Origin of the sequence: Arthrobacter sp. Y-9, assembly GCF_029690065.1 — a bacterium.
Classification (GTDB): Bacteria; Actinomycetota; Actinomycetes; order Actinomycetales; family Micrococcaceae; genus Arthrobacter_E.
Genome location: NZ_CP121463.1, coordinates 2,419,913 through 2,434,857, shown reverse-complemented (window position 1 = coordinate 2,434,857; position 14,945 = coordinate 2,419,913). Strand labels below are relative to the sequence as shown.

The 14,945-nt window shown below is 67.6% G+C and carries 16 protein-coding genes and 1 other RNA gene; 11 read left to right on the top strand and 6 right to left on the bottom strand.

The features are described from left to right. The first annotated feature begins 139 nt into the window (after positions 1–139). From P9849_RS10980 to ssrA, 11 genes are all read left to right on the top strand, one after another. Positions 140–385 carry a hypothetical protein gene (locus tag P9849_RS10980; RefSeq protein WP_278269190.1) on the top strand — a complete coding sequence of 82 codons (246 nt, stop codon included), beginning with the start codon at positions 140–142 and terminating at the stop codon, positions 383–385. Positions 386–437: 52 nt separating this feature from the next. Further along, the gene (locus P9849_RS10975; protein WP_278266831.1) at positions 438–839 is read left to right on the top strand and encodes a TadE/TadG family type IV pilus assembly protein; all 402 of its coding nucleotides are present in this window, start codon (positions 438–440) and stop codon (positions 837–839) included. 424 nt (positions 840–1,263) lie between these two features. Then, positions 1,264–1,620: a hypothetical protein gene (locus P9849_RS10970; protein ID WP_278266830.1), complete on the top strand. Its 357-nt coding sequence runs from the start codon at positions 1,264–1,266 to the stop codon at positions 1,618–1,620. Next, positions 1,617–2,120: a pilus assembly protein TadG-related protein gene (locus tag P9849_RS10965; RefSeq protein WP_278266829.1), complete on the top strand. Its 504-nt coding sequence runs from the start codon at positions 1,617–1,619 to the stop codon at positions 2,118–2,120. The genes P9849_RS10970 and P9849_RS10965 overlap by 4 nt, the downstream gene beginning before the upstream one ends. A gap of 157 nt (positions 2,121–2,277) precedes the next feature. Then, the gene (locus P9849_RS10960) at positions 2,278–2,844 is read left to right on the top strand and encodes a GNAT family protein (protein ID WP_278266828.1); all 567 of its coding nucleotides are present in this window, start codon (positions 2,278–2,280) and stop codon (positions 2,842–2,844) included. A gap of 71 nt (positions 2,845–2,915) precedes the next feature. Then, entirely contained in the window at positions 2,916–4,031 is a 1,116-nt protein-coding gene (gene prfB, locus P9849_RS10955; protein WP_278266827.1) for a peptide chain release factor 2, read from the top strand. Between the two features lie 221 nt (positions 4,032–4,252). Further along, positions 4,253–5,008, top strand: coding sequence for a cell division ATP-binding protein FtsE (gene ftsE / locus P9849_RS10950; protein ID WP_278266826.1), 756 nt, complete (start codon positions 4,253–4,255; stop codon positions 5,006–5,008). Further along, positions 5,005–5,919, top strand: coding sequence for a permease-like cell division protein FtsX (gene ftsX, locus P9849_RS10945; RefSeq protein WP_278266825.1), 915 nt, complete (start codon positions 5,005–5,007; stop codon positions 5,917–5,919). The genes ftsE and ftsX overlap by 4 nt, the downstream gene beginning before the upstream one ends. Positions 5,920–5,944: 25 nt before the next feature. Further along, positions 5,945–7,393, top strand: a complete 1,449-nt coding sequence (locus tag P9849_RS10940; RefSeq protein ID WP_278266824.1) for a M23 family metallopeptidase — start codon at positions 5,945–5,947, stop codon at positions 7,391–7,393. A 149-nt stretch (positions 7,394–7,542) separates the two neighbouring features. Further along, positions 7,543–8,013, top strand: coding sequence for an SsrA-binding protein SmpB (gene smpB / locus P9849_RS10935; RefSeq protein ID WP_066211021.1), 471 nt, complete (start codon positions 7,543–7,545; stop codon positions 8,011–8,013). A gap of 103 nt (positions 8,014–8,116) precedes the next feature. Beyond that, positions 8,117–8,485, top strand: a transfer-messenger RNA (tmRNA) gene (gene ssrA, locus P9849_RS10930). Between the two features lie 68 nt (positions 8,486–8,553). On the opposite strand, the gene P9849_RS10925 is transcribed toward ssrA, so the two are convergent. The 6 genes from P9849_RS10925 to P9849_RS10900 all read right to left on the bottom strand — a co-directional run bounded on the left by P9849_RS10925 (position 8,554) and on the right by P9849_RS10900 (position 14,912). Then, complete coding sequence (locus tag P9849_RS10925; RefSeq protein WP_278266823.1) at positions 8,554–9,120, bottom strand: phosphatase PAP2 family protein; 567 nt, start codon at positions 9,118–9,120, stop codon at positions 8,554–8,556. A 64-nt stretch (positions 9,121–9,184) separates the two neighbouring features. After that, entirely contained in the window at positions 9,185–11,395 is a 2,211-nt protein-coding gene (locus P9849_RS10920) for a transglycosylase domain-containing protein (RefSeq protein ID WP_278266822.1), read from the bottom strand. A 52-nt stretch (positions 11,396–11,447) separates the two neighbouring features. Beyond that, positions 11,448–11,993, bottom strand: a complete 546-nt coding sequence (locus P9849_RS10915) for an SRPBCC domain-containing protein (RefSeq protein ID WP_278266821.1) — start codon at positions 11,991–11,993, stop codon at positions 11,448–11,450. Positions 11,994–12,056: 63 nt separating this feature from the next. Beyond that, on the bottom strand, positions 12,057–12,806 hold the full coding sequence (locus P9849_RS10910; protein WP_278266820.1) for a hypothetical protein: 750 nt from the start codon (positions 12,804–12,806) through the stop codon (positions 12,057–12,059). A gap of 58 nt (positions 12,807–12,864) precedes the next feature. Further along, a complete protein-coding gene (locus P9849_RS10905; protein WP_278266819.1) occupies positions 12,865–13,578 on the bottom strand; it encodes a metal-dependent transcriptional regulator in 714 nt (237 codons plus the stop codon). A gap of 74 nt (positions 13,579–13,652) precedes the next feature. Then, positions 13,653–14,912: an Nramp family divalent metal transporter gene (locus P9849_RS10900; RefSeq protein ID WP_278266818.1), complete on the bottom strand. Its 1,260-nt coding sequence runs from the start codon at positions 14,910–14,912 to the stop codon at positions 13,653–13,655. Positions 14,913–14,945 lie beyond the last annotated feature (33 nt).

Below are 14,945 nucleotides of genomic sequence, written 5' to 3'. Positions count from 1 at the left end.
GATCCCGGCCCGCTTCCGCCGGACGGCAGCGCCCCCTCCCAGGACGCAGGGCCCGCCCTGGGCCCCAGCGGACCGGCGAGGGGACCCCTGCGTTGTCCGCGCCCCGCACTGGCGAGTGCCCAGTAGCCCGCGAACGGTCGTGACCCTGCTGTCCGTCTGGATCGCGGCGCTCTGTCACTTCCTTCTCACGTTCCGCACGTCCCTCTGGACCCAACGCTGCGCTGAACTCGAGGAGCGGAGCCGGCACCCGGAACGAGGGGACGTGCCCGGCTGGGTGATGGTGACGCTGATGACGGCAGCACTGGTGGCTCTTTTGCTGGCGGTGGCGGGACCCGCCCTCGAAGGTCTGTTCCGCCAGGCGATCGACACCGTCACCCGGAAATGAGGTGCGTGTGAGGGGCGGGGTGCGCCGACGAATCGAGCCGTGTGGTGGCCCCGTGCCGTCAGCGCGGTGCACGGCTCGCGGACGTGGTCTGGAGCGGGGTTCGGCGGTGGTCGATTTCGTGCTGGTGTCGGGGCTTCTCACTCTGGTGTTCCTCGGGGTTCTGCAGCTCACCCTGATCCTCCATGTCCGGAACTCGTTGATCGATGCGGCCTCTTCAGGTGCGCGCTATGGAGCGCTCGCCGACCGGGCCCCGGAGGATGCAGTCTCGAGGGCCAGGGATTTGATCTCGGGATCCGTCGGGCAGGGATTCGCGCAGGACATCTCGGTCACGGAGTCCCGGGAAGGCGAGGTCCGGCTGATCACCGTGACCGTGAGGGCACCGTTCCCGGTCCTGGGCCTCCTGGGCCCGGACAGGGAACTGGAAGTGAGCGGTCATGCTGAACGCGTCGAGTGAGGGCGTTGCCCGTCGGTTCGTCCGGCGCCCTCAGGTAACCAGCACGATCAAAGTCCAGCCCTGGCACTCCTCTCCCGAGGGGTTGTACCGGGCCACGGCCTATGACGCGGCCGCGGGACACGGGGCACTGGAGAAACACGAGGCATCCGGCATAGGCGGTGCATTTGAGAAGAACTGTGCAGTCGAGCAGCCTAGTGCACTTGCGAAACACAACGCACTCGAGACCCGCCAAGCTCAGCAGAAACACAAGGCACTTGAGAAACATCGGGCGCCTGGGAATCACCCCGGTTCTGAGAACGACACGGCTCCCGCTCCCTCTGGCGTGACGTCGGTTTCCCGGCCGGGTCGCGAGGCCTGTGCCAGCGGGAGCAGTGCCTCGGAGCGGGGGAGCGCCACCGTCGAGTTCGTCTTTCTGTCTCTTCTGGTGCTGATTCCGGTCCTCTACTTCGTCCTGACGGTCACCAGGATTCAGGCCGCGGGATTCGCGGTGACCGGAGCCGCGGATCAGGCGTCGCGTTTAGCGGTCCACTCGAAGGACGAACGAAGCGCCCGGCTCGCCATGGACCGTGCCGTCGAACTCGCGTTGGCCGATCAGGACATCCCGGCCGGGACCGCGCAGCTCACGGTCACCTGTCAGCCTGCGGACTGCAGGCGGCCCGGCACCGCGGTGACGGTGGAGGTGGCGGTCGACGTCCAGCTTCCTTTCACACCACCGGGCCTCGGACTCGACGTCGCGCATCTCGCCGCCAGCGGCACGCAGATCGTCGGGAGGTTCGGATGAGCGTCGGTGACGCCCGGCAGGTCAGCCGATCCGGCACAAGGGCGGGCAGTCGACTGGCGACCACCTGGGGAGAGCGAGGGAGCATCAACATCCTCACCCTCGGCTACGTCGTGATCGCTCTGCTGGCCGCGGTGGTCCTGCTCGATGTCTCCTCGGTGTACCTCGAGCACAAGAGATTGCTGTCCCTGGCCGACGGCGCGGCCTCCGCCGCGGCGGATTCATTCGACGTCACCGGCATCGCGGGGGAGGGGCCGGACCGCGCCGCGGTGCGACTCGACGACGGCAGGGTGCGCGCGACGGCGACGGATTACCTCCGACGCAGCCCGGCGGCGTCGAACCTGGATCAACTGGCGGTGGTGGGTGTTTCCGGCAGTCCCGACGGGCGGAGCGCCACGGTGAAGCTCAGTGCCGTGGCGCACCCACCGCTGCTCGGGGTCGTCGTGCCGGACGGCATCACGATCGAGGCCGGCTCGACGGCGCGTGCCCGGCTGATGCGGTAAGGCCCGGAACCCTCGACGGCTGGGCGCACCCGCGAACCCGGCGCTCGCCGAAAGGCGACCCTTTGGTGTGCAGGGGCCGTGGTGTACAGGACCCGTGGTGCATTGTTCCGCGGCATGCTCTGCCCACGGCGTACCGTGCCCGTGGTGTACTGGGGCGATGCTGCCGAACGAGATGCCCCGTCTTCAGCACGGCCCGGTCGTGCTGCGAGCCTTCGAAAGCCGCGACGCTGCGCTGGTGCAGGCGGCCGCGTCCGATGAGCTGATCCCGTTGATCACGACGGTGCCGGTCAGCGGGACGCACGAGGAAGCCCTGGCGTTCATCTCGCGGCAACACGACCGCCTGTTCACCCGCACCGGGTACTCGTTCGCCATCGCGGACGCCGTGTCCGGCGAAGCAGTCGGCCAGATCGGACTGTCGTTGCGGGATATCGAACAGGGGCGTGCGAGCACCGGCTACTGGGTGGCCAGGGCTCACCGGGGCCGGGGATATGTCACCGCAGCCTTGCAGGCGCTCACCGTCTGGGCGTTCGAGCTCGACGAGGTGGAGCGACTCCAGCTGTACGTCGAGCCGTGGAACCGGGCTTCGTGGCAGGCCGCTGAACGCTGTGGGTTCCAGCGCGAGGGACTGCTGCGATCGTGGCAGCAGATCGGGGGAACCCGGAAGGACATGTACGTGTACAGCAGGATCAGACAAGACCCCTCGATACCCACGGCTTCGTCCTGAACGGTGCGAGCAGGCGCCAGGCACCCAGGCCAGGACGGCGACCGCCGCGCATGCCGTAGTCTTGGAAGACCATGGCTGAGATTGATTTTCCTGCAGAGATCCGTGCACTGAGGGCTACCTACGACTCGATCGCACAAGTGTCAGACGTCGATTCCCTGCGCCGGGACATCGCCGAACTCAGCGAAAAGGCAGGCGTCCCCGATCTCTGGGACGACCCGGCCGCCGCTCAGGTGGTGACCTCGCAGCTTTCCCACCGTCAGTCGGAACTCGAACGCCTGACCACACTGGCCGGGCGGATCGAGGACCTGGAGGTCCTGGTCGAACTCGGCCAGGAAGCCGGCGATGAGGACTCTCTGACCGAGGCCGCGAACGAGCTCGCCTCGATCCGTGCCTCCCTCGAGCAGCTCGAGGTCGTCACGCTCCTGTCTGGTGAATACGACGAGCGCGAGGCCGTGGTCACGATCCGTTCCGGCGCCGGTGGAGTGGATGCCGCGGACTTCGCTGAGATGCTCATGCGCATGTACCTCCGCTGGGCCGAACGCCGCGGGTACTCCACGAAGGTCATGGACACCTCCTACGCTGAAGAAGCGGGCATCAAGTCCGCCACGTTCGAGGTCAACGCGCCCTATGCCTTCGGCACCCTCAGCGTGGAGGCCGGCACGCACCGCCTCGTGCGCATCAGCCCCTTCGACAACCAGGGCCGCCGTCAGACGTCCTTCGCCGCCGTCGAAGTCATCCCGCTGATCGAACAGACCGACTCCATCGAGATCCCGGACAACGAGATCCGTGTGGACGTGTTCCGTTCCTCCGGCCCCGGCGGCCAGTCGGTCAACACCACGGACTCCGCCGTCCGCCTGACCCACATCCCCACGGGGATCGTGGTCTCGATGCAGAACGAGAAGTCCCAGATCCAGAACCGCGCAGCCGCCATGCGTGTCCTCCAGTCCCGTCTGCTCCTCCTCAAGAAGGAGCAGGAAGACGCGGAGAAGAAGGCTCTGGCCGGTGACATCAAGGCGTCCTGGGGCGACCAGATGCGGTCCTACGTCCTCAATCCGTACCAGATGGTCAAGGACCTCCGGACCAACCATGAGGTCGGCAACACGAGCGCCGTCCTCGACGGCGACATCGACGATTTCATCGACGCCGGCATCCGCTGGCGCGCCGACAGCCGCAAGGCCGAGGCCTGAGCCGGAGCCGAGGAGAACGCCGGCTCGGAGCGTCGATGACAGCGGCCTCACCTGGGGGAGCCGTGCAAGCCTTTGCACGACACGCCGCCCGAATGGGGCGGCGTTCCCGGAGCGCGAACATAAACTCGAGGAGCCGGTGCCATCACTTCCCCCAACACTAGGCCCAGGCCCCGGCCGCTGGAGCGGTTCCGTCGCGCCTGCCGACCGGGCTGTGTGAAGCCATGATTCGATTCGAAAATGTCACCAAAATCCACGACCCCAAGGCCAGACCCGCGCTCGACTCGGTGAGCGTGGAGATCGAAGGCGGCGAATTCGTCTTCCTCGTGGGCGCTTCCGGGTCCGGCAAGTCGACCTTCCTCAAAATGGTGTACCGCGAAGACGTGGCCACCACGGGATCCGTCTACGTCGCCGGACACAACGTCTCCACCCTCTCCAGCTGGCGCGTGCCCAAGCTGCGCCGGAAGATCGGTGTGGTGTTCCAGGACTTCCGCATCCTGCCGCAGAAGAACGTGTACCAGAACGTCGCTTTCGCCATGCAGGTGATCGGCGCCAGCCGTGCCCGCACCAAGGAGCGCGTGACCGACGTGCTCGCGATGGTGGGCCTGGAGGGCATGGAGAAGCGCATGCAGCATGAGCTCTCCGGTGGTGAGCAGCAGCGCGTGGCGATCGCCCGCGCCGTCGTCAATCAGCCGGACATCCTGCTGGCCGACGAGCCCACCGGTAACCTCGACCCGACCACGAGTGTGGAGATCACCGAGGTGCTGAAGAAGATCAACGCCAACGGCACCACCGTGGTGATGGCCACGCACGATGACGACATCGTGGACCAGATGCGCCGCCGCGTCATCGAGCTCACCAAGGGCAAGGTCGTCCGCGACGAGGCCAAGGCCACGTACACGTCCCTCATCCCCAAGGTGAAGACGTCCGCCGGTGCGCCGGAGACCGCCGCCACGACGACGGGGGAGCCGCGCGCATGAGGCCCATGTTCATTCTCGGAGAGATCGTCAACGGCCTCCGCCGGAACCTCTCCATGTTCATCTCGGTGGTCCTGGTGACCTTCGTGTCCCTCACCTTCGTGGGCGCCGCCGGGATGCTTCAGATGCAGATCAACCAGATGAAGGGCTACTGGTACGACAAGGTCCAGGTCGCCATCTTCCTCTGCAGCCCCGGCTCCACCACGGCCAACTGCTCCTCCGGCCCGGTGACCAAGGAACAGCAGGACAATCTGCGCAAGACCCTGGATTCGGATGCGATCCGCCAGTACGTCAACGACTTCCAGTTCGAGTCCCAGGACGAGGCGTACAAGCACTTCAAGGAGCAGTTCGCCAATTCGCCGATCGTCGACTCGGTGACCCCGGACCAGCTGCCCTCCTCCTTCCGCGTGAACCTGAAGGACCCCGAGAAGTACAAGGTCATCTCGGAGACCTTCTCCGCCCAGCCCGGCGTGGAGAGCGTGATCGATCAGCGCCAGATCCTGGAGAAGCTCTTCTCTGCCATGAACACGGCCTCGTTCGTCGCCATCGGCATCGCGGCGATCATGATCATCTGTGCGGCGCTGCTGATCGCGACCACCATCAGGCTCTCGGCCTTCATGCGGCGCAAAGAGACTGCCATCATGAGACTGGTGGGAGCGTCCAAGGCGGTGATCCAATTGCCCTTCATCCTCGAAGGCGTGATCGCGGCCGTGGTCGGAGCGCTCCTCGCCTCCGGAGCGATCTGGGGGATCTCGCACTTCTTCCTGACCGGCTACCTTGCCGAGCAGTACAAGCAGACCGCCTTCATCTCGGATGCGCAGACCCTCTGGCTGGTTCCCGGCCTGATCGCTCTGGGCGCCGTGATCGCCGGCGTCTCGTCCCTGTTCACCCTCCGCAAGCCGCTCAACGCCTGAGCGTGGGCCCATGGAAAGGAACGTCATGAACGTTGCAGGACCGACTCAGAGGGCTCTCGCGAAGGCTGCGCGGCTCCGTTTCCCGTACGACGGCGACCAGTGCCGCAAGGCCGTGCGCCGCACCGTGGGCGCCTCCGCCGTCGTCGCGCTCCTGCTGGGCTTCGGCCTCACGCCGAGCCAGGCCGACAACCTGGACGATCAGCAGCAGGCGCTCCAGAACCGCGCGAACCAGGTGCAGTCCTCGCTCGAGTTCCTGGACGGCAAGATCGCCAAGTCCGCGGCCGACCTGACCCTGTTCCAGGGCCGGTTGCCGGGGGCGCAGAAGGCTCTGGCCGACGCTCAGGGGCGGGTCGCGGCGGCTGCGTCCGAGGCCCAGTCCCTGGCCGTGCGTGTCGACGCGGCTCAGCAGAGCAAGGCGAAGCTGGCGCAGGAGATGAGCCAGGACAAAGCGAAGTCCAGCGAGACCAAGAAGCTGATCGGGCAGATCGCCACGCAGGCCTACAAGTCGGGTGGCGTGCCCAACGACCTCACGCTGTTCTTCGGCGCCACGGACACGGAGAAGCTGGTCAGCAGCATGGACCTGGCTGATCAGGCGCTGCGCACGCAGAACGCCGCGATGGAGAAGCTCAACCAGCAGAGCGCCGTCAACGTCAACCAGTCCGCGCGCCTCGCCGCCGTCGAGCAGGAGATCGCCGACCTCAAGGCGCAGGCGGACGCGGCCCTGGCCCGGGAGCAGTCGGCCCGTGACGAAGCCGCACGTCAGAAGGCGGCGGTGGACAAGCTCGTCTCGGACACGACGCGGCTGAACAAGGAACTTGAAGCCTCCAAGCCGGCGATCCAGGCTCAGTTGGCCAAGGTCAACCAGGCTCAGGACCAGGTGGCCGCTCAGATCAAGGCCCGCGACGAGCGGCTCCGCCAGGAATGGCTCGCCGAGCAGCGTCGCAAGGCCGAGGAGGCCGCCGCGGCTGCCGCCGCCGAGGCCGCACGGCAGGGTCAGGCTCAGCCTCCGGCCCAGCCGCCGTACGTGCCGCCGGCGCCGGGGCCGATCTCCTCGTTCGGGATCCGGGCTCCGTTCGACGGCAACCCGCCCATCACGTCCGGCTGGGGCTGGCGTGCGGTCCCTCCGGGCACGATCGACTTCTGGGGCACCGGCGGTTACATGCACACGGGCGTCGACTTCGGCGTCGGCTGCGGCACCCCCGTGCACGCGGCGGCATCCGGCACGGTGACCCTGGCCGGCTGGATCACCACCGGTGGTGGCTGGACCGTCCAGGTGTCCCACGGCGTCGTGCAGGGCAACGCGCTGACCACGGTGAACTACCACAACAGCTCGGTCGTGGTGTCGGCGGGACAGCACGTCGAACAGGGCCAGGTCATCGCCTATTCGGGTAGCTCCGGCAACTCGACCGGCTGCCACGCCCACTTCGAGACGTGGGTCAACGGCTCCCCGGTGGACCCGATGACCATGCTCTAGACGTCCTGGAGCGTCACCTGGAAGGCCTGTTCCCCGAGGGGGAGCGGGCCTTCCGGCGTCTGGCGCGTTCTTCCCGAGCGGACAATGCGCGGTACGGCGCGGCGCATGGGTAGACTGGAAGGACTGTTTTCAGACCGAAGGAGTCAGCCGTGCCGAAGGAAAGTGGCCGGAAAGTCGTGGCCACGAACCGCAAGGCGCGCCACGACTACGAAGTGCTGGACACCTATGAGGCGGGGATCGCGCTCATGGGGACCGAGGTGAAGTCCCTCCGCGAGGGGCACGCCAACATGGGCGATGCGTTCTGCACGTTCTACAACGATGAGCTCTGGATGGAGCAGGTCAACATCCCGGAGTACAGCCAGGGGAGCTGGACCAACCACTCCTCGCGCCGCCGCCGGAAGCTGCTCCTGCACCGCGCCGAGCTCATCAAGATCTCCCACAAGATCCGGGAGAGCGGCTTCACGATCGTCCCGTTGCAGCTGTACTTCGTGGACGGGCGCGCCAAGGTCGAGATCGGCGTGGCCCGCGGCAAGAAGGAGTACGACAAGCGCCAGAGCCTGCGCGAAGCCCAGGACAAGCGCGAGGCTCAGCGGGTCCTCCGGGCGCGCAACAAGCGCTAGCCGGCCTCGCCCGGGGATGCCTCCGGGCTTGGTTTCGTGCGCCAGTGGAGGTATGCTGGAGAGTCCTGTTGGGGAGACCTGACAGGGATTGGTAAATGAACATGGGGATGATCGGTTTCGACGATGTCTGTCGACGCAGGTGAAGCGGGCCGAGGATGCAGGCTTATCTCGTAAACGATGTCTGCAAACCAATAAGTGCCGAATCTAAGCGCACTGACTTCGCTCTTGCTGCCTAAGCAGTAAGACAGTCCGTCAGCCCACGGTTGCTATCGCCGTGGAATCTGGCGTCGTCTAGATAGCCACTGCCAGGGGCCCTCGTCATCGGGGCTTCTGGGACTTCAAGATGACTGGGCCCGGATCAGCCAGCTGTTTGCAGCATGGCTGGGGCCGAGAAATTCCGACGCAAACTGCGCCCGGAGAAGCCCTGCAGAAGCAACATCGGACGCGGGTTCGATTCCCGCCATCTCCACCTTTGAAAGGCCCTGGATCTTCACGATCCGGGGCCTTTCGCCGTCTTCAGGGTGGTTGCTCAGGACTCTTTCACGCCATGAGCGCGTAGGCGCCCCAGACGAGGAGTCCGGCCGGGACGCCGGCGAGCACCTGGGCGACAGTGTGGTCGCCTAGACGGACCCGCGACCAGCCGACGGCGACGGGGATGAGCAAGAGCGGAGCGCTCCACGGCCCCAGGGCGGTCACCAGAGCCATGGTGGTGAACACGACGACGGCGGTGTGCACGCTCAGCTTCCAGAACGCGTTGACGGCTCCCACCACGATCATCCCGAGCGCCACCCCGAGCAGGCCGAGCACAGCGGACCACGGCGCGTTCAGGAGAAGGAGAACCGCCCAGCCGATCGCCGCCGAGCCGAGCGAGGCGATCAGCACGGGCAGACGCTGCTTGCGGTCGCCCACGTGATGGTCGCTGAGCCGCCCGCGCCGGGACGCGATGACGATGCCGAGGAACGGCCCGATCGCAGTGAAGACCGCGGCGAGCAGGCCGAACCTCAGACCGCGCCAGCCGTCCGCCACGGCACAGCTGATCAGCAGGAAAGCGGTGACGAGGACGGTGGGGGAGAAGACCTCAGTGAGGATCCGGGCTAGACGGCGCACGTCGCCCATCGTATCCGGCGGCGGACGGCCTCAGAGAACTACTGGAATGCCACTGGAGAACCGCTCACCGCCGTGGCTTGGCCTTCTTCGCCGTGTCCGGCTTCTTCTGCTCGGCTTTCTTCGGCGCGGCCTTCTGGGGCAGGGTCGGCGGATCGAACGGGCCGTGAGCGTACAGGCCGTAGACGGCCTGCATGTACCGCGCCCACTGCGGCCCGGCGATGTCCGCGCCGTCGACCGCAGGGTAGGTGCGGCCGTTGATCGTCACGTTGGTGCCCGGACGCGATTCGCTCGCGTTGAACGGATCGCCGAAGAAGGACGCCGTGGCCAGACCCCGCGTGTAGCCGACGATCCAGGTCTGGTTGTTGTACTGATTCGTGCCGGTCTTGGCCGCGGCCGGCGCGGTGACCTTGTCCGGGATCAGGAGGCCGGAACCCTTGGAGAGGACGTCCTGGAGCACGTTGGTCGCTCGTTTGGCCACCTCGGGGGTGATCGCGCCGGCCCTACATGACGGGCTCTGGCCTCCGAGGCGTTTGCCCTTCCCGTCCTCCACACGGGTGATGGAGATGGGGGTGCAGTACGTGCCATTGCTCGCGAAGGTCGCGAAGGCGTTCGCCATGGTCAGCGGGGCCACATTGGCGCCGCCCAGGAGGTTACCGAGGGTGTTGAGCTGGAGCTTCTGGCCCTTCCCGGCGCCGTCGTGCATGCCCAGGGCGTCGGCCGCACGCTGGATGTCGCAGAAATCGTTCAGCCCGGCGGCCGAGGCGAAGGTGGCCGTGTTGATGGAGTAGTAGATGCCCATCCGCACGGTCATGGGCCGGTAGAAGCCGGGGGTGTCGTTCTGCAGGTCCGGGGCTGCGCCCTTATCCATCTCCCGGGAGTTGTACGCGCCCGCGACGGGGCCGCAGGTGCTCTTCCACGGGAAGTTCAGCGGATAGACGCGGCGCGCGGCATCCACCGTCTGATCGGGCGACTTGCCCTCACCGAGCCAGGCGGCGAGCGTCACCGGCTTCATGGTGGAGCCGGGCTGCATGCCGCCCACGCCGCCCAGGGCCTGGCCGGCGTCGTCGGTCTTGTCCACGTTGAAGTTGTACGCCGTGACGAAGCCGGAGCCCTGTTTCGCGAGCATCCGGGAGTTCTGTGCCATGGCGACCACCTTGCCCGTGCCCGGCTGGATCGTCACCAGGGAGGCGCCCCACTTGTCCGGATTGGCGCCGGTGGTCGCGTCGACCTGGCGCTGCGCCGGACCCTGCAGACGCGGGTCGAGCGTGGTGCGGATCGTGAGACCGCCGCGCTGCAGCAGCTTGAGGCGCTCGTCCGGCGTCGCGCCATAGGCGGGATCGTTCAGGAACTGGTGCAGCACGTAATCGCAGAAGTACGGCGACTGCGCGGCGTAAGCACAGCCCTGGCGGGGCTGCTTCACCGCCAGCTTGAGCGGGGTCTTGACGGCGGCGTCGTGCTTCTTGGCGGTGATGTAGCCGTGCTTGAGCATCGCGTCCAGCACCAGATTGCGGCGCTCGACGGCGCGGTCCGGGTGGGCGATCGGGTCGTAGTAGCCGGGGCCGTTCACCAGGCCGGCGAGCAGGGCGGCCTGCGGCAGGCTGAGCTTCGCGGCGTCCACCGAGAAGAAGTACTGGCTGGCGGCCTGGACACCGTACGCGTTGCCGCTGAACGCCACGATGTTGAGGTAACCCTGGAGGATCTGATCCTTGCTCAGGCGCTTCTCCAGACCGAGGGCGAGCTTCATCTCGCGCAGCTTGTCCCCGGTGGTCTTCTGGCCGTTGAGCACGACGTCGGCTGCGTCGCCGCGGGCGGTCCGGCTGTCGTTCAGGACATTGGTCACGTATTGCTGGGTCAGCGTGGAGGCGCCCTGCCGGCCACCCGACGCGTTGCTGACCAGGGCGCGCATGATGCCCATCGGATCGATGCCGCCGTGTTCGTAGTAGCGGTAATCCTCGACCGCCACGAGCGCGTTGCGCATGTCCGGGGCGACCTGCTTGAGTGTCACGTCCTGACGGTTCTCACTGAAGACGGTGGCGATCGGGGAGCCGTCTGCGGCCACGATCTTGCTCACCTGCCCGGGTGGGTTGATGGTGAGCTCCTCCGGCAGGCTGTCGAAGAACTCCACCGAGCCCTTGGTGGCGGCATCCGTGGCGGCCACCAGAGGCGCCAGGAAACCGACCAGGAGCGCACCGATCACAGCGCTCACGGTGGCGAAGGCCAGGAGTCTTCCACCCACTGCGGCCACGGACTTCAGGACATTTCTCGCAGGGCTCATCTCTTCGAGCCTAACGGAAATGCCTGGACGGCCGCTCAGAAGTCGACGTGCTTCAGCGGTAGAAACCGTCCCGGAGGCGGACTCCGTGTTCCAGCCAGGCCTTCATCGCGGCGAGCATTCCGGTCCAGCCCATGCAGTTGCCGAAGGCCGCCGTGGCGCCGTCCTCCGTGGGCTTCCACGCGCGCTCGCGCACCACGACCTTGGTGCGGGCGCCGTCGTCCACGGAGGAGAACAGGAAGTCGACCACGGTGCCGTCCGTCTCGACGGACGTGCCCGGGGCGGCGCCCCAGCGCAGCGAGATCGCCTCACTCGGCTCGGCCCGGAGGACCGTGACGGGGAAGGCCCCCGGGAAGTCCGCGAAGTCCCACCGGACGGTGGCGCCGGTCTCGAGGCGGCCCACCGCGCCGCCGGTGGTGAAGTACTCACTCAGGATGGCCGGATCCGCCACCGCCTCATAGACTTCCGCGACGGGCCGCGCGATGAACCCGAAGACCTCGAAGCGGAGGTCCGTCACCGGGGCGCCGCCACTGGGCTCTTGTGAGGCGGCCGGATCCTGCGAAGTGGTCGGATCCTGCCGAGCGCTGTTCTGGTCTTCCATGAAATCTCCTTACTCTCGGGGCCTGGAACGACCGGCCCGGGTGCGGTGTCCGGCCGTGCTGTGTCAGCGTGCGGCCTGCCGCCGTTCTGCGGGCCGCCGTCGCATGGCGATCGACTTGAGGTGATCCGGCCGGGCGGGGTCGAACCAGACATCCACGAGTTCACCGGTGACCACGGGATCGTCCGCGGTGATCATGGCCGGACGGCGGACGAATCGGCGGGTGCCGTTGAGGTCCTCGAAAGAGTAGGTGACCGACGTCAGGATCCGGCTGGACTCGTGGAACCGCTCATAGCCCTGGTTGGTGACCACCCCTGTGGTCAGCCGCCCGGTTCGCAGGGTCTCCTCCTCACGACGCCGGTCGGCGGCCCGTGCGCCCCAGGAGACCACGGACAGGATCCCCAGGAACAGGGCGATCCCGCCCAGCCACCAGGTCCCGGGAATCATGCGCGGTTCCCGGAACCACTCCGGTGCGGGCGCCACGACGGCCGTTCCGAAGGCGGCGGAGGCGCAGGCGAGTGCCTGGGCCGCGCCGAATCCGGGCAGCCGGGGATTGCGCACGGAGCGGGCGACCCAGGTGTTCAGGCCCAGGATCGTCGCTCCTGCGGCGACGGTCAGGGCCGTGATGCGGAGGATCCACTGCCACGGTTCGGGATCCTCGTTCTCCGTGTCGAGCACGGTCACGAACGCGGTGATGCTGTACGCCGTCACGAAAGCGCCGAGGATCAGCGTGAGGCCGGGCAGCCAGAGGTCCCGGGCCTGCGGGGTCCTGGACGCTCTGGCGCGAGCGGCGGCATCCGGATCGATGATGCTCATGCAAGGATGCAAACACGATGCCCCGCGATCCGCAACGTTCCGGAGAAGGGGCGGACTCTCAGGGGAGGATGCAGCCCTCGTGCGGCGAGTCGTCCGCCACCCACAGGGCGTGCAGCGCCTGCTCGCCCAGTTCCGCGGTGTGGCCCTCCTGGCCGCCGGGAGGGGCGACATGGACCTGCAGCGCGCCGCTGAACGGCTTGCGTTCGCCGACCTCGACGACGGCGTCGACGTCCACGCCCTCCCGGCTGAGATAGCGCAGAAGCTCCGGGTCGTCGTCGCTGATGCGGGTGATGAGCCCGTGGTGCCCCTCATCCAGCTCGGAGAGGAGCCGGGCCTCGGGCAGCGCGACGGTGCCGTCGGCCGTGGGGATGGGGTCGCCGTGGGGGTCGCGGTCCGGATGACCGAGCTTCTCGGCGAGGCGCTCCACGAAGGTCTCGGAGACGGCGTGTTCCAGTAGCTCGGCCTCGTCATGGACCTCGTCCCAGGCGTAGCCGAGTTCGCGGACCAGGAATGTCTCGATGAGGCGGTGCCGCCGGACGACGGCGAGGGCGAGGGACCGGCCCTCCGCCGTGAGCGTCACGGCGCCGTAGGGTTTGTGGTCCACCAGGCCGAGGTCTTTGAGTTTGCGCACCATCTCGGACACCGAGGAGTTCGCCACGCCCAGCCGCTGGGCCAGCTGGGTGCTGCTGATGGGCTTGTCCTGCCACTCGGTGAACGAGTAGATGACCTTGACGTAGTCCTCGATCGAGGAGGAGGCGACGGCAGACTTCACGGCCCCAGTTTAGTCGAGGCCGGTGACGGAGCCGGGGTGGTGACCGTCCGCCGTCGTGCCAGGGCCGCGTTTCCTCAGCCGCCCGGGACGAAGGTCAGCCAGATCAGCACCCCGTTGAGGACGATCACGAGGAGTGCGCTCACGGCGGCCGCCACCTGGAGCGCGGGATGGTCCGCGTGGCGCCCCATGACGCGGCGGTCCCGGCTGAGCAGGTAGAGCGGGATCAGGGCGAAGGGGATGCCGAAGCTCAGCGCGACCTGGCTCAGCACCAGCACCTGGGTGGGGTCCATGCCGACGGCCAGGATGATCACGGCAGGGATGAGGGTGAGGACCCGGCGCAGCAGGAGCGGGATCTGCACCTTGAGCAGGCCGCCCATGATCGTGGCGCCGGCATAGGACCCGACCGCGGTGGAGGCGAGACCTGAGGCGAGCAGCCCGACGGCGAACACGGCGCCGATGACCGGGCCCAGCGTCGTCGTGATGGCGGCATGGGCGCCCTCGATGCTGTCGGTGCCCTCCCGGCCGCTCAGGGCGGAGGCCGCGAGCAGGAGCATGCCGATGTTCACGGCGCCGGCGATCGCCAGCGCGGAGACGACATCCCAGCGGGTGGCCCGGATGAGGCGGCTCAGAGCCCGGTCGTCCGGTTCCGGGCCTCCCAGCGGGCGGTGCCGGTCCCGGGAGAGGGCGGAGTGCACGTAGATCGCGTGGGGCATGACGGTCGCGCCGAGCATGCTCGCGGCCAGCATCACGGACTCGGTGCCCTGGAAGCGGGGCACCAGGCCTCCCAGCACCCCGCCGGCACTGGGTGGGCTCACGATCAGGCCGCACAGGAAGCCCGCGGTGATGACGGCGAGCAGCACGATGATCGCGTTCTCGAAGCTGCGCTGGCGCCGCCGGTTCTGCATCAGGAGCAGGGCCATGGACGCCGCGCCGATGATGATCCCGCCGAGGGGGAGTGGAATGCCGAACAGCAGGTTGAGGGCGATGGCGCCGCCGACCACCTCCGCGAGATCCGTGGCGACGGCCACCGTCTCGGCCTGCAGCCAGAACAGCCGCCGGCCCCAGGTGGGGAACCGCTGTCCCAGAAGTTCCGGCAGGGAGTGCCCGGTGACCAGCCCGAGCTTCGCGGACTGGTACTGGACCATCACGGCCATGATGTTGGCGGCGACGAGTACCCAGACCAGCAGGTAGCCGAACTGGGCACCCGCGGTGAGGTTGGCCGCGACATTGCCCGGGTCCACATAAGCGATGGCGGCGACGAAGGCCGGCCCGAGCAGCAGGATTCCCGCGCCACGACGCGGTGCGACGACTCCTGGGGACAGCTCGGTCTTCATCTCATCCTCCCTTAGGTGTGCCGAACCAAATGA